Here is a 14674-nt window from a genome sequence, read left to right on the forward strand (position 1 = left end):
TAAGCGGATGCTCCTGCGCCATCTTTCCTACTTTATCGCCGTGGCAGAACACCGTGGCTTTACTCGCGCCGCCGCGGCGCTGCACGTCTCCCAGCCTGCGCTGTCACAGCAGATCCGCCAGCTTGAAGCCATGCTGGAGGTTCAGCTTTTCGATCGTTCTGGCCGTTATACCCGGTTAACCGATGCCGGAGAGATCTGGCTGGAGTATGCCCGCCGGGCGTTAAGCGATCTTGAGGAAGGGCGGCGCGCTCTGCATGACGCTGAGGATCTGCAGCGTGGCAAACTCCGCATTGCCATGACGCCGACCTTCACCACCTATATGCTGGGACCGCTGGTGGAAAACTACTATCGACGCTACCCCGGAGTGAAATTGCTGATTCAGGAGATGAACCAGGAGCGCATGGAAACGATGTTGCTGCAGGATGAACTGGATGTCGGCATTGCCTTTGACGAAAGCCGCTCCCGGGATATTGTCGTTCATCCGCTGCTGACGGAAACCCTCGCGTTGGTGGTGAGCCGCAGTCATCCTCTGGCCAGAGAGAGCGCGCTCCGGCTGCAGGCGCTCGACGCGCAGCCGCTGATTTTACTGAGCAGCGAGTTTGCCACCCGGGAGCAGATCGATCGTTATTGCCGTCGTCATCGGCTCGAACCTGACGTGCGGATGGAGGCCAACTCTATCGGCGCCGTTCTGTCGGTCATTCGGCGCACGCCCCTTGCGACACTGCTGCCGGCGGCGATCGCCGGGCAGTTTGATGATGTAGTGGCTATTGAGCTCGAACCTGCACTGCTGCAGCGCACGGCCTGTTTGCTACAGCGCAGGGATGCATGGCAGAGCGCCGCGGCACGCGAATTTATCACCCTGGCGCGGGAGATTGCGCTAACGCTTGAGCAGGAAAACCGCCTGCCTCCTGCCTGAAGGCCTGCGTCGCTCGGCGGCGAGCCTGGACTAACGGTGGGTTGCGCTGCTGAAGTCGGCCTCATCGGGCAGGACATCCTCTCTCAGCATGACTTCCTCCTTAAGCCTTTCCAGCACGTGATGAAAGAGCTGGGTCTTGTCTGGCTCAGCCATCTTCTGCAATTTCACATTAAATAAAGTATGGGACTGAATTAGATCGTGGATAAATTCCAGCAGTACCTCACTTTGCGGAAGGGAGGTTAATTCCTGATGGATATAACCGGTTTGTTGCCATAGCGGATTTTTTGTGACATCCATCGGTCGGGCGCTAATGCTATGGGCAAATATTTTCTCAATTGCCTGACTGGTGATATAGAGCCGGTTCAATGACAGGGTGGGGTTTTCTGCCTCCTGCGGAATGAAGTGACAATATACAAACGGTTTCTCAGGCAGCATCATGCTGAGCCTGTTTTCATGATGAATATCGTCAGGCGCCTCCAGTAACGCCATTAAATTCCGGCTGTGCGGATGCCAGAGTCCTGACGCAGTGACCTTGACGTTGAACTGCGTGACGGTATTCCCGCGCAGGGTTTCCATGACGGGAATATCGCCATCAAGCCGCAGAATGCTATGGATATGAGAGTGTGGCGACAAGAAGGTCTCCACCGTCTCCGATGAATTGAGTGGATTAAATGTGCTGGTTACTTCTTTTTCCTGATGAGAAAGGACGGCGAGTTTTAATGTTCCCCGCGTTGGGTTAAGCTTCAGGCATAGATTGATCGCGCCGATATCATGCCAGTGAAGAATGTCTTCAATTTCGCAGTTTAGTAATTTTTGCGCCCGGGGGAGAGAACAATACTCCATTGGCGGTAAATTATTTAATTTCCAGATATTCCGTTCTGTTATATTCATAAGGTTTTTTTGTTGCTGAAAAAATAGCGGTTAGTATTGGGCGTAATCATCTAACAGCCACGTTTTATTGCCTGGGTTTAATGACCTGATTAATGAAATGCATTCACGTTGAGAATATTATATCGATAAGTTGATTATTCTTATTGTTACGTCAGATATTAACTTGACTGCGTTATCCTATCATTTATTTCGCTCGAGAAAAATAGTTTGCTTAACGCCTGAATACAACACTTTTTTGTTATTTTTTATTAATGACTCCGACGAGGGAGAACACAGCATGAGGAAAACGCGGCTCTCGAGATAAATGCCATGACGACAGGGATAACGCAAACGGACGCTCTCGGCATCCGTTTGCGGCGGCCATGCTTATCGGCTGACAGAGGGATAGCGATCCCCCGGCTGCGCGATGGCATACCAGGCCATCATCTCCGCGGTTCCCGGCTGCCCTTCAGCTGGCGCCCAGTCCATAGTGTCGATTTCAGCAAGCGGCTGATAATCGCCTTGTTTAACTTCAAATACCATTCCTCCTGCGTCAAGTGAGAGCACCGTATGCCAGGTGCCGGGCTCCATTTCCAGGGCCGTGCAGGTTTCACCCAGCACCACCCGGTTAGTAATCACGCCATGGTCATCAAAATTTAGCACCACAAAGCGGCCTTTCAGCGACAGCAAAAGTTCAAAAGTATGTCGGTGCCGGTGCGGGCGGATATAGGTGCCGGGTTCCATAGCGATAGCCAGGCGCTGCACCGGATCGCTCAGCTCAGGGTGAAAATTGCGATGGGCACGTAAGCGCGGGGAAGTGGCTGCCGCTTCGCTCTGCTGCTGCATATCGCTAAGGGTGATCTGTTTCATACCAACGCCTGGCTCCTTTGTTGTCCAGAGAGTGTTGAATCGGCAGGGCGGCAGGTTGACGCCCAGGCCACGCGATATTGTACGCAGAAAGTGTGTTGCTGTCGGTTAATTGTCGAGGCTATCGAGTACAGGAGGACTTCTGCCAGGCAACCACACAATTCCTTCCTGCTTTTTTTGCCCGGTACAGGGCGTCGTCGGCGCGGTTAAGTAATTCAGTCTCTACCGTTTTAGGATCCTCCGTAGTGGCAAGGCCGATACTGATCGTGACGCTCTCGGGGAGTTTAACCCTGCTGCTGACGTCGCCTGGGGAGATAATAGCCTGGCGAATCCGCTCGGCGATGAGTTGCGCCTGCTGTTGGCCAACGTCAGGCAGTAATAGTGCAAATTCCTCGCCGCCTGTTCTGGCCACAATATCATCTCTTCGAACCTGATCCTGAAGAACCCAGGCTACATACTGAATAACAAGATCTCCCTGAAAGTGGCCATATTTGTCATTTATGCGTTTGAAATGATCGATGTCGCATAACAAGATAGACAATGGTTTTTGCACAGAGACCCGTTGCATTTTTTTTGTCAGCGCAAGGTAAAAATAGCGACGGTTGTACAGCTGCGTCAGATAATCACGAATCGAGTTCTGATAGGCATTCTCATATTTATTGTTGGATAATTGATAAAGCTTAAACGCATTAAGGAAAATAATAATAATAAAGATCAGGGTGCCCAGCGTTTCGAAAAGCCTCGCTTTATACCATGTGTTTTCGCTAGCGACATCTGCGGTTGTTAAGAAAGAGAAGGTTAAGATATAAACGAAGCAGTAAAAATAGATTCCTGTCCAGAATATATTTCTGAAGCGGGTTAATGCAATCGTCGTGAAAAAGAGGAGCGTCCACATGTAAACCATTATATTACTGGCTAAGCGTATCGTTGGTTCATACAAGTGCATTGAGGAAAATCCAACAATCAGGACGATAGCTAAAGTAAGGCTTATGCAGGCAAAGGTAATAATAATGTGATTATGGGAGGCCAGCAGGCGATGAGAACGAAATCTGTATACTAATGCCGCGGTGATGATTTGGGTGAGTGTTAAGGCGTTGCGGTAAAAGTAATATCGCAGAAATTCATTGTATGAGATTGAGTCGTTGAGATTGCAATAAAACAGTTTGCTGTAATTATGTAACGCAAGAATCATCATTATGGCAGAGCCAATAAAGGCACAGGCTACTGGTATGAGAAACAGACAGCGTTTATCACTTAAGTATTTTAAAGCGATAGTTATTGATATTAAAAAGTAAAATATCAGAATAATAAGGGTCATGCCGTAAAACAACAACGGCGCTGGGGTCGTTATCGTGTTAATGTAGGTTGTGGTAAAATTAATTAAGCAAAATAGCGCCAGTATAGATACTATAAAAAACAACGGTGTCCGGAGCGTTGATGAGGCTGAAGGCCTGTTCATTAGGTCATACCTGTCAGGGTAAGAAAACTATGTTGTTATGATCGTGAATATCAATATTGTGAATGACGGTCAGGAGTGAGCAGTATGCTTTTCGTGCGGTTGCTGCTGAAGATGTCATTACGTTTTACAACTCTTCTTTTCCTGTGAGTCTTTCATTTTATTTGTAAAATGATCACTGGTGTTTTCCTCTTTTTAAAAAGAGGAATGGCGCAACGGGTTTTATATCTATAAATAAATCACTTTGTGCGTTAACAGGGAGGGGCATTGATGATCAGGTCGGTACTAGCTTGAGTGAACTATCTACCGGAGCTGCAGAAAAATCATCAAAAATCGCCGTGGATCCGACATAAAACAGGAGGGGCATGGTGTCCCCTGCAGGAATCGAACCTGCAACTAGCCCTTAGGAGGGGCTCGTTATATCCATTTAACTAAGGGGACAAGGCGGCACGAGTATAGCGTTTTTCGCCCGCCTGAGTAAGTGCCATACCGTCTGACTGCTTAAACCCTCGCCATTCTGAGCGCTTTTTTTATGCCCGGTCGGCGTTTTTGGCTTTTCCGGCGGCCTGCGCGCGGGCTTCTGCTTTTCGCTTGTTGCTCATGTCGTTACGGATCTGCGCATGGCTCAACAGCGCGAAGATGAAGGTTCCGCCGCAGATATTTCCCGCCAGCGTCGGCAGGGCGAAGGGCCAGATGAAGTCGCTCCAGGGCAGGCTTCCGTTAAATACCAGATAGAGGATCTCTAGCGAGCCCACCACGATATGGGTGGTATCCGCCAGGGCGATAAGCCAGGTCATCAGAATGATCACCACGATCTTGGCGGCGCCGGCGAGGGGAAACATCCAGACCATGGTGGCGACCAGCCAGCCGGAAATAATCGCATTGGCGAACATCTCCGTCGGGCTGTTTTTCATCACATCTTCGGCGATGCTGACGAAGGCCTGGCGGGTCGGCTCATCAAAAACAGGCATATAATTGAAGGCCCATGCGGCCACCGCGGTGCCGATGAGATTGCCCGCCAGTACCACCGACCATAGCCGCATCAGCAAACCGACGTTTCCGGGGGTGGGATTGTGCATCACCGGCAGTACGGCGGTGACCGTGTTTTCCGTGAACAGCTGCTGGCGGGCCATAATCACGATAATAAAGCCGAAGGTATACCCGAGGTTCTCGAGTAAAAATCCGCCAGGGATCCCCTCCAGCTTGACGTGAAAAATCCCTTTCGCCAGCAGGGAGGCGCCCATCGACAGACCGGCCGCAATCGCCGACCACAGCAGGGCCAGCGCATCGCGCTCCATCTCTTTTTCCCCTTCCTGGCGAATATGTTCATGGATCGCCATCGCCCGAGAGGGAAGGCGATCTTCGTCAACTTCTATCTCTTCACCGCGCTGTTTTTCTTCACTTTCGACCTCGCGTTCGTCATCCGCAGGCTTTAATTTGTTATCGTCTGGTTCATCCATTTCACGGCCCTCGCTGACAATTTATCTAGTTAAAGCGTAGCGGCTTTCCCCGGCGACTGGCTGGGGATACTCTTAAATCGCAAAAATGGTTACGCCAGATTTTTATCGCTCCGCTAGAATAGGAGCCCCGCGATCTCGTTATTCCCAGGCTATGATCAAATCAACAACTTGGGTGATATAGACATCGTTCAACGTGCTGTTACAATCGCTCACATCTTTACGGGCGGAAACGTTGTCTTTCCGTCATGGATGGCAACTCGCGATAGCCATAAAAACCAGGGAGACATCTATGAATTATCGCCTGTCGGCGCTTGCGCTTGGCGCCACATTGCTGGTGGGATGTGCCAGTTCCAGCTCTGGCGATCAGCCGCAGGGGCGCTCAGACCCGTTAGAAGGGTTTAACCGCACGATGTTCAATTTCAACTTTAACGTGGTTGATCCTTACGTGCTTCGTCCCGTCGCGGTGGCATGGCGTGACTATGTTCCGCAGCCGGCGCGCAATGGCTTAAGTAACTTCACCAGCAACCTGGAAGAGCCGGCGGTGATGGTGAACTCCTTCCTGCAGGGCGACCCCTATAAAGGGATGGTCCACTTTACCCGCTTCTTCCTGAACACCATCCTCGGGATGGGGGGGCTGATCGATGTCGCCGGGATGGCTAATCCGCAGCTGCAGCGCGTTGAACCGCATCGTTTCGGCAGCACGCTTGGCCACTATGGCGTCGGCTATGGTCCGTATGTGCAACTGCCATTCTACGGCAGCTTTACCCTGCGCGACGAAGGCGGCGATATGGCCGATGGCCTCTATCCGGTGCTCTCCTGGCTGACCTGGCCGATGTCGATCGGCAAATGGGCGGTGGAAGGCATTGAAACACGCGCTCAGCTGCTGGATTCCGATGGCCTGCTGCGCCAGTCTTCCGATCCTTACATTATGGTGCGTGAAGCTTACTTCCAGCGTCATGACTTTATCGCCAACGGCGGTAAGCTGACCCCGGCGGACAATCCGAACGCCCAGGCCATTCAGGATGAACTGAAAGATATCGATTCACAGTAATCGGCAAAGAAAAAAAAGGGTGAACATGATGTTCACCCTTTTTTGTTGTGTGCCGCTTATCAGAAGCGGTAGTTGAAGTTGGCGCCGTACAGCCAGGCGGTCCCTTCGGAGCGGAAGGTATACGGGCCTTCCTTGATTTCAACATGCTGCCCGTGCATATAGGAAATCCCGACGTCAACCGACGCATCCTTGTTGAACGCGTAGGTGGTACCCGCGCTCAGCCACAGGCGATCCTGATCCGGAATGGAAATGGAGCGATTGTTGGCTGGTACCGGGCTGTCATCGAAGGCGATACCGGTGCGGAAGGTCCAGTTATCGTCATAATAATAGGTGGTCCCCAACGCAAGTCGGTAGGCGTCCTTAAAGCCTTCCTCTTTATAGAACAGCGTCTGGCCGTTGCTGCCGGTGGCTTTCAGCTCCTGGAACTGACTCCAGCTGGTGTAGGTCAGACTGTAGTGGACCGCCCACTGCGGCGCTACGCGGTTATAACCCGACAGCTCCCACATTTCCGGCAGGTTAAGGGTCAGTGAACCGTCGGTGGTTTGGCCATTAGTACCTGCTGGCAGACCGAAGTTGCCGAGGATCTGGTTATAGGCTGCCGGCAGGCTGCTGCGGTAGTTACCGTCGAAGTCGATCTTGACCTCGGAACGGTAGGTTAAACCGTAGCGGTTATTTTTATCCAGCTCGTAGAGGATACCGGCGTTCCAGCCAAAGCCCCAGGCGTTGCCGTTAAGATGGGCGATCTGCGTGTCGGCCGGGATCTTCGCTACCTGGCCCGCCAGCGCCGGCGGCAGCGCGCCCGAGCCAGCGACAATCTGCCCCAGATCGCCAGCATAGCGCTCGATCTTCGCCTTAGCGTAGACCGCGTCAAAGCCTAAGCCGAAGCTCCAGTTGCTGTCGAGACGGTAGGCGCCGCTCAGGTTAAAGTTCGCGGTGGTCAGGTCGGTTTTCCCGCCCATGCTGCCGGCGGCATAGTCATCGTTGTATTCGGTTGCCAGGCCGTAGTTGGAGGTGATGGACGCCCCCCAACCAAACTGATCGTTAATCGGCGCGACAAAGTGGAAGTTAGGTACCCACGCCGTCGGGGCGATATTGTCTGCATTCAGGCTTTTGCCGGTGGGTGAAGTCCCGGAGACATTGACGCCCGGGTCGACAAAAACGGCGCCCGCCGACATGGTCGGACGGTCAAACATCATAATTAATGCCGGGTTACGACTGGCATTGCCTGCATCGTCTGCGATAGCCCCTTCACCGGAATAGGCCCGACCCAGCCCTGATGAAGAGAATTCGTTGAGCTGGAAGCCTGCTGACCAGGCCTGGGTGGAAACAAGTGCGACAGCCACTGCAAGGGCAGATTGGGTAAAGCGGGTTTTCTGGCTCATGCCCATAACCTCATTGAGTTATTTTTTTTTAAACTATGTTACATGCCGTAACAGAAGCGCGGAAGTGTAGGGTCTGCGGTACAACAGAGAAATCAGACCAGTGCGCTGAGTATAGGTCTGACCAGATGAGTTGTTGCAAGTTTGTTTATGAAGTTTTTCAATTGTGATAACAGAAACGCGATCCAGCTGGCAAAATTGTCGGGGGGAAGGAGAGAGAGAAAAGGTGATTTTTGTTTTAGATCATTTTTAAGTGTGATTTCTGTCACTTAACGCCGCGATGGCGATTATCGGCTGGAGGCAGACCAGGGAGCGGGCGTAAAATAGGCACATAAATTGTCTGGCACCGCAGGTGCATATCCAGAGGAAATCTACGATGAGTAAATGTAGCGCTGATGAAACCCCGGTTTGCTGCTGTATGGATGTTGGGACCATTGTCGACAACACCGACTGCACCGCCTCATACAGCCGCGTATTCGCCAACCGTGCGGAAGCAGAGCAAATGCTCGCCGCGCTGAGCGAAAAAGCCCGCAGTGTGGAATCTGAACCGTGCAAGATTAATCCCGTCTTCGCCGACGTTGACGGCGGCGTACAGCTGGATATCGATTTTGTGTTTAGCTGTGAGGCCGAATCCCTGATCTTCCAGTTGGGTCTGCGTTAATCCCTCCGCTTAACGCCCCGTGAAAGGGGCGTTATCTTTTCCGTTCAATGTGTTTTGGCTCGCAATTTTTCGCTTCCCCGATTGGCTTAATGTAAAAAATTAGTTAACAATGCTATCAGGTCAGACCACTTGTTTGTCTTGGTTAACAGGGGAGAGTTATGAGTCAGGCATTACCGCTTATCACCCGGCAGGGCGATCGCATTGCCATTGTCACAGGGTTACGCACGCCGTTTGCGCGTCAGGCGACGGCATTTCATGGCATTCCCGCCGTTGATTTAGGAAAAATGGTGGTTGGCGAAATGCTGGCGCGCAGCGACATTCCTGCGCAAGCCATTGAGCAACTGGTCTTTGGTCAGGTCGTGCAGATGCCGGAGGCGCCGAATATCGCCCGGGAAATTGTGCTCGGTACCGGAATGAGCGTGCACACCGACGCTTACAGCGTCAGTCGCGCCTGCGCCACCAGCTTCCAGGCCGTGGCGAATGTCGCCGAAAGCCTGATGGCCGGCACCATCCGCGCCGGTATCGCCGGCGGTGCCGACTCCTCCTCTGTGTTGCCTATCGGCGTCAGCAAAACGCTGGCCCGCGCGCTGGTAGATGCGAACAAAGCCCGCACGCTGAGCCAGAAACTGAAGCTGTTTTCCCGCCTGCGGCCGCGCGACCTGCTGCCGGTTCCCCCGGCGGTTGCTGAATATTCAACCGGCTTACGGATGGGCGATACCGCCGAGCAGATGGCGAAAAGCTGGGGGATCACCCGGGAACAACAGGATGCGCTGGCACATCGTTCACACCAGCTGGCAGCGAAAGCCTGGGAGGAGGGCAAGCTGTCCGCAGAGGTGATGACCGCCTATGCTTCTCCCTTCCGCGAACCGCTGGAGCAGGATAACAATATCCGTAAAAATTCAACCCTCGCGGATTACCAAAAGTTACGTCCGGCCTTCGACCGTAAACATGGCACCGTTACCGCCGCCAACAGCACGCCGCTGACGGATGGCGCGGCGGCGGTGATCCTGATGACCGAGTCGCGGGCCAAAGAGCTGGGTCTGACGCCGTTGGGTTATCTGCGCAGCTATGCCTTTACCGCCATCGATGTCTGGCAGGATATGCTGCTGGGGCCCGCATGGTCCACGCCGCTGGCGCTGGAGCGCGCTGGCCTGACGCTGGCTGATCTCACGCTTATCGATATGCACGAAGCTTTCGCCGCGCAGACGCTGGCCAATCTCCAGTGTCTGGCAAGCGACCGCTTTTCCCGCGAGGTGCTGGGCCGCGCGCAGGCCACCGGTGAGGTGGATGAGAGTAAATTTAACGTCCTCGGCGGCTCTATCGCCTACGGTCACCCCTTTGCCGCCACCGGCGCGCGGATGATCACCCAGACGCTGCATGAGCTGCGGCGACGGGGAGGGGGATTTGGTCTGGTGACGGCCTGCGCGGCAGGCGGTCTGGGCGCGGCGATGATTGTGGAGGCTGAATAATGGATACTGTTTCCGCTTTTAAGCTTGAGGTCCGTGAGGACAAAATCGCGGTGATCACCATTGATGCTCCGGGTGAAAAAATGAATACCCTGAAGGCCGAGTTCGGCAATCAGGTGCGGGGACTGATACGCCAGATACGCGACGATAAGTCGGTGCGCGGCGTGGTATTTATCTCCGCCAAAGCCGATAACTTTATCGCCGGCGCAGACATCAACATGATTGCCCGCTGCCGCAGCGCGCAGGAGGCGGAAGCGCTGGCGCGCCAGGGGCAGCAGATTATGGCCGAAATCCATGGCTTGTCGATTCCGGTCATTGCCGCCATCCATGGCGCCTGTCTGGGCGGCGGACTGGAGCTGGCGCTGGCCTGCCATGGCCGCATCTGTAGCGATGACGAAAAAACCCGACTCGGGTTGCCGGAGGTACAGCTTGGTCTGCTGCCGGGTTCCGGTGGGACGCAGCGTTTACCGCGGCTAATCGGCGTCAGCACGGCGCTGGATATGATGCTCACCGGCAGGCAATTACGGCCGCGCCAGGCGCTGAAGGCCGGTCTGGTGGACGAGGTGGTGCCGCAGACAATTTTACTGCAGGCGGCGGTGGAGCTGGCGCTGAAGGGACGCCCGACCAGCCGCGAGGTGCCGGTTCGCGAACGCGTGCTGGCGGGCCCCCTCGGTCGCCATCTGTTATTTCAGTACGTCGGCAAGCAAACGCAGCGCAAGACCCAGGGCAACTACCCGGCGGTGAAGCGAATTTTGCAGGTCGTCGAGAATGGTCTGGCCCACGGCTGCAGCAGCGGTTACGCCGAAGAGGCCCGCGCGTTTGGCGAACTGGCGATGACCCCGCAGTCGCAGGCGCTGCGATCGATCTTCTTTGCCAGTACCGATCTGAAAAAAGACCGTGGCGCCGAGGCGGAACCCGCTCCGCTGAGAAGCGTTGCAGTCCTGGGCGGCGGCCTGATGGGCGGGGGGATCGCCTATGTGACCGCCTGTAAATGCGGACTGCCGGTGCGAATTAAAGATATTCAGCCGAGCGGGATCAACCACGCCTTAAAGTACAGCTGGGATCTGCTGAACAAACAGGTTCGCCAGCGCCGACTGCGCCCCAGCGAGCGCGATCGTCAGCTGGCGCTGATCACAGGCACTACCGACTATCAGGGCTTTGCCCATCGCGACGTGGTGATTGAGGCGGTATTCGAAGACCTGGCGCTGAAACAGCGGATGGTCAGTGAAGTGGAGCAAAACGGCGGGCCGCAGACTATCTTTGCCTCGAATACGTCGTCGTTACCGATAGGCGATATAGCCGCCCATGCCAGCCACCCTGAGCGGGTGGTCGGCCTGCACTTTTTCAGTCCGGTGGAGAAAATGCCGCTGGTTGAGGTGATCCCGCATAAGGGAACCGATCCGCAGACCATTGCCACGGTGGTGCAACTGGCTAAACGTCAGGGGAAAACGCCGATCGTCGTGGCGGACAAAGCGGGCTTCTATGTGAACCGCATTCTCGCGCCGTATATAAATGAAGCGATGCGTCTGCTGGTGGAGGGAGAACCGGTTGAGGTGATTGATAAGGCCCTGGTGAAATTCGGTTTTCCGGTGGGACCGGTTCAACTGCTGGATGAGGTGGGTATCGATACCGGCACCAAAATTATTCCCGTACTGGAGAATGCCTTTGGAGAACGTTTTAGCCCGCCTGCAAACATCATTGACGCGATTTTGAAGGACGATCGCAAAGGTAGAAAAAATAATCGTGGTTTCTATCTTTATGAGATAAAAGGGCGTAAAAGCAAAAAACGGCCCGACCCGGCAGTCTATCCGCTGCTGGGCATCGACCGCCCGCAGTCGCGGTTGTCCGCGCAGCAGGTGGCTGAGCGCTGTGTGATGCTGATGCTTAACGAGGCGGCGCGCTGCTTTGATGAGCAGATCATCCGTAGCGCGCGCGATGGTGATATCGGCGCCGTATTTGGTATAGGGTTTCCGCCATTTCTTGGCGGCCCGTTCCGGTATATGGATACTATCGGCGCGGGTGAAGTTGCCGCGATCCTGCAGCGCCTGGCCGCCCAGTACGGCCCACGTTTTACACCCTGTGACACTTTGTTACGCATGGCCGAACAGGGGACCACCTTTTGGCCAGCGGATGAACGGCTGACCTAAGTTGTGGTCAAAGAAGGTAAATCCGGCTGCGGATGACGCTGTTGATTGGCTGTTTTGTAAACAATCATTGACTATACTTACGCCATTGAGGTAAAAAACAGCGTTTCATTCGTTGAATGGATCAGGCACAATGCCCGGCCACCGGGTTGCCTGCGTATTGTCTTCGCAGGCTAAACTTCGGTGCTTCTGGTTAACAAAAGCGGTGCAATATGCAAGTTTTTATTATGCGTCACGGCGACGCTGCCCTCGATGCAGCCAGCGACTCGGTTCGTCCATTAACCGTATGCGGTTGTGATGAGTCTCGTCAGATGGCAACCTGGCTGAAAGGTCAAAAAGTGGATATTGAGCGCGTTCTTGTCAGTCCCTATCTGCGTGCGGAACAGACGCTGGATATTGTTGGGGAGTGCATGAACCTGCCGAAACATGTCGACGTGATGCCGGAACTCACGCCGTGCGGCGATGTAGGTATGGTGAGCGCCTATCTGCAGGCGCTGGCAAATGAAGGCGTGGCGACGGCGCTGGTCGTCTCCCACCTGCCGCTGGTGGGGTACCTCGTCTCAGAGCTGTGCCCGGGGGAAACGCCCCCGATGTTCACCACCTCGGCTATCGCCTGCGTCAATCTGGACGCCGACGGCAAGGGTGAATACCTCTGGCAGAAAAGCCCCTGCAACCTCAAAATGGCCAACGCCATCTGACGGCCCCGGAGCTCGCCGTCAAGGCAGTTCCGGTGGTTGCCACTCCTCGACCTCTATCAGAATCAGCAGTGCGGCGTCACCGCCGTACTCTTTTGGCGCCTGATGAAAAGCCATGATGTGTGGATGCTGCGCCAGCCACAGCGGGGTTTGCTGTTTGAGAATGTGCTTGCCGTGCCCGTGCATCACGCAGGCGCAAAACACATGCTCGCGGCGGCAGGCGGCAATCAGCGCGCCCAGTTCCTGTTTGGCCTGCTGCTGGGTGAGCCCATGCAAATCGAGAAACAGTTCCGGCGAATAATCCCCACGGCGCAGCTTTTTCAGCTCAAAATGGCTGACGTCGGCGCGGACATATTTCGTCGAGCCTTCGGTATTCAGTAGCGGCTGAAACTCATCGGAAAAATAGTGGCTGTTGTCGGCCTGTTCCTGCAACAGACGCTTAGGGGCAACCTCGGTGATTTTCTTGCGCTGCGGGCGGTGCACGATGGTGTCCTGTTTGATCTGCCGCGTGCCGGTCATCAGCTGACGGAACAGCGCCTGATCCTCCTCGCTAAGCGATGTCTTCTTTTTCATTGTCCGCTCTCATTAATACTTTGCGCTAGTTTACCCGACTCAATATCCCTTCGGGCAAGGAAAACCTGTTTTTTCCCCCGCCACCCCACGCAAGAATGCTGATTTATCGCCGTCTTCATGGCACACTAGCCGCCGAATTTATAGCAGAGTGTGCCCTGGAGGATGTCGTGGATAAAATTTTTGTTGATGAGGCAGTCAATGAGCTGCATACCATTCAGGACATGCTGCGCTGGGCGGTAAGCCGTTTCAGCGCTGCTAATATCTGGTACGGTCACGGGACTGACAACCCGTGGGACGAGGCGGTACAACTGGTGCTGCCTTCGCTGTATCTGCCGCTGGATATCCCGGAAGATATGCGCACTGCGCGCCTGACCTCCAGCGAGAAACACCGCATTGTAGAGCGGGTGATTCGCCGCGTGAACGAGCGTATTCCCGTCGCCTATCTGACCAACAAAGCGTGGTTCTGCGGCCATGAGTTTTACGTTGATGAGCGGGTGCTGGTGCCGCGCTCCCCGATCGGCGAACTGATCAATAACCAGTTTGCCGGTCTAATTAACCATAAGCCGCAGCATATCCTTGATATGTGCACCGGCAGCGGCTGCATCGCCATCGCCTGCGCCTATGCCTTCCCGGAAGCCGAAGTCGACGCCGTGGATATCTCCCCGGACGCGCTGGCCGTCGCCGAGCACAACGTGGAATCCCATGGCCTGATCCATCACGTGACCCCGATCCGTTCCGACCTGTTTCGCGATCTGCCGAAGCTACAGTACGATCTGATCGTCACTAATCCGCCGTATGTCGATGAAGAGGACATGGCCGACCTGCCGGAAGAGTATGAGCATGAGCCGGTACTGGGTCTGGCCTCCGGAAGCGATGGCCTGAAGCTGACGCGCCGCATCCTCGGCAATGCGCCGGATTATCTCAGCGACGACGGCATTCTGATTTGTGAAGTCGGTAACAGCATGGTACATCTGATGGAGCAGTATCCGGACGTGCCGTTTACCTGGCTTGAGTTTGATAACGGCGGCGACGGCGTCTTTATGCTGACCAAACAACAGCTGATTGACGCTCGCGCGCACTTCGGTATTTATAAAGACTAAAAAAAACAACACGCCAACATAACGACAAATAATGGA

13 protein-coding genes and 1 tRNA gene are annotated in these 14674 nt (G+C 54.5%); 7 read left to right on the forward strand and 7 right to left on the reverse strand.

Annotated elements, in window-relative coordinates:
* The first annotated feature begins 7 nt into the window (after positions 1-7).
* Positions 8-916, forward strand: coding sequence for a transcriptional regulator CynR (gene cynR / locus ABLV76_RS19155; RefSeq protein WP_348878423.1), 909 nt, complete (start codon positions 8-10; stop codon positions 914-916).
* Between the two features lie 30 nt (positions 917-946).
* On the opposite strand, the gene ABLV76_RS19160 is transcribed toward cynR, so the two are convergent.
* The 5 genes from ABLV76_RS19160 to ABLV76_RS19180 all read right to left on the reverse strand — a co-directional run bounded on the left by ABLV76_RS19160 (position 947) and on the right by ABLV76_RS19180 (position 5569).
* Positions 947-1807, reverse strand: a complete 861-nt coding sequence (locus ABLV76_RS19160) for a hypothetical protein (protein ID WP_048326431.1) — start codon at positions 1805-1807, stop codon at positions 947-949.
* Between the two features lie 366 nt (positions 1808-2173).
* Positions 2174-2656, reverse strand: a complete 483-nt coding sequence (locus ABLV76_RS19165; protein WP_348878424.1) for a WbuC family cupin fold metalloprotein — start codon at positions 2654-2656, stop codon at positions 2174-2176.
* A gap of 118 nt (positions 2657-2774) precedes the next feature.
* A complete protein-coding gene (locus ABLV76_RS19170; protein WP_135683404.1) occupies positions 2775-4112 on the reverse strand; it encodes a sensor domain-containing diguanylate cyclase in 1338 nt (445 codons plus the stop codon).
* A gap of 363 nt (positions 4113-4475) precedes the next feature.
* Positions 4476-4550, reverse strand: a tRNA-Arg gene (locus ABLV76_RS19175).
* 89 nt (positions 4551-4639) lie between these two features.
* The gene (locus tag ABLV76_RS19180) at positions 4640-5569 is read right to left on the reverse strand and encodes a formate/nitrite transporter family protein (protein ID WP_135683403.1); all 930 of its coding nucleotides are present in this window, start codon (positions 5567-5569) and stop codon (positions 4640-4642) included.
* Positions 5570-5858: 289 nt separating this feature from the next.
* On the opposite strand from ABLV76_RS19180, the gene mlaA reads away from it, so the two are divergent.
* Positions 5859-6620 (forward strand): phospholipid-binding lipoprotein MlaA, encoded by a 762-nt coding sequence (mlaA, locus tag ABLV76_RS19185; protein ID WP_004201799.1) that lies wholly within the window; start codon positions 5859-5861, stop codon positions 6618-6620.
* 59 nt (positions 6621-6679) lie between these two features.
* Here the strand turns inward: mlaA and fadL are convergent, their stop codons facing one another.
* Positions 6680-8002, reverse strand: a complete 1323-nt coding sequence (gene fadL, locus ABLV76_RS19190) for a long-chain fatty acid transporter FadL (protein ID WP_004201798.1) — start codon at positions 8000-8002, stop codon at positions 6680-6682.
* 373 nt (positions 8003-8375) lie between these two features.
* Here fadL and ABLV76_RS19195 point away from each other — a divergent pair, with 373 nt between their 5' ends.
* The 4 genes from ABLV76_RS19195 to sixA all read left to right on the forward strand — a co-directional run bounded on the left by ABLV76_RS19195 (position 8376) and on the right by sixA (position 12968).
* Positions 8376-8660, forward strand: coding sequence for a YfcZ/YiiS family protein (locus ABLV76_RS19195; protein ID WP_004201797.1), 285 nt, complete (start codon positions 8376-8378; stop codon positions 8658-8660).
* Positions 8661-8818: 158 nt separating this feature from the next.
* Entirely contained in the window at positions 8819-10129 is a 1311-nt protein-coding gene (gene fadI / locus ABLV76_RS19200) for an acetyl-CoA C-acyltransferase FadI (protein ID WP_017899503.1), read from the forward strand.
* Positions 10129-12273, forward strand: a complete 2145-nt coding sequence (fadJ, locus tag ABLV76_RS19205; RefSeq protein ID WP_135683402.1) for a fatty acid oxidation complex subunit alpha FadJ — start codon at positions 10129-10131, stop codon at positions 12271-12273. The genes fadI and fadJ overlap by 1 nt, the downstream gene beginning before the upstream one ends.
* Before the next feature lie 209 nt (positions 12274-12482).
* On the forward strand, positions 12483-12968 hold the full coding sequence (gene sixA, locus ABLV76_RS19210) for a phosphohistidine phosphatase SixA (protein ID WP_004201794.1): 486 nt from the start codon (positions 12483-12485) through the stop codon (positions 12966-12968).
* An 18-nt stretch (positions 12969-12986) separates the two neighbouring features.
* On the opposite strand, the gene smrB is transcribed toward sixA, so the two are convergent.
* Entirely contained in the window at positions 12987-13538 is a 552-nt protein-coding gene (gene smrB, locus ABLV76_RS19215; RefSeq protein ID WP_017899504.1) for an endonuclease SmrB, read from the reverse strand.
* Between the two features lie 167 nt (positions 13539-13705).
* Between smrB and prmB the strand changes: the two genes are divergently transcribed.
* Complete coding sequence (prmB, locus tag ABLV76_RS19220; RefSeq protein WP_002913346.1) at positions 13706-14638, forward strand: 50S ribosomal protein L3 N(5)-glutamine methyltransferase; 933 nt, start codon at positions 13706-13708, stop codon at positions 14636-14638.
* Positions 14639-14674 lie beyond the last annotated feature (36 nt).

Origin of the sequence: Klebsiella sp. GB_Kp047, assembly GCF_040065235.1 — a bacterium.
Lineage (GTDB): Bacteria > Pseudomonadota > Gammaproteobacteria > Enterobacterales > Enterobacteriaceae > Klebsiella > Klebsiella quasipneumoniae.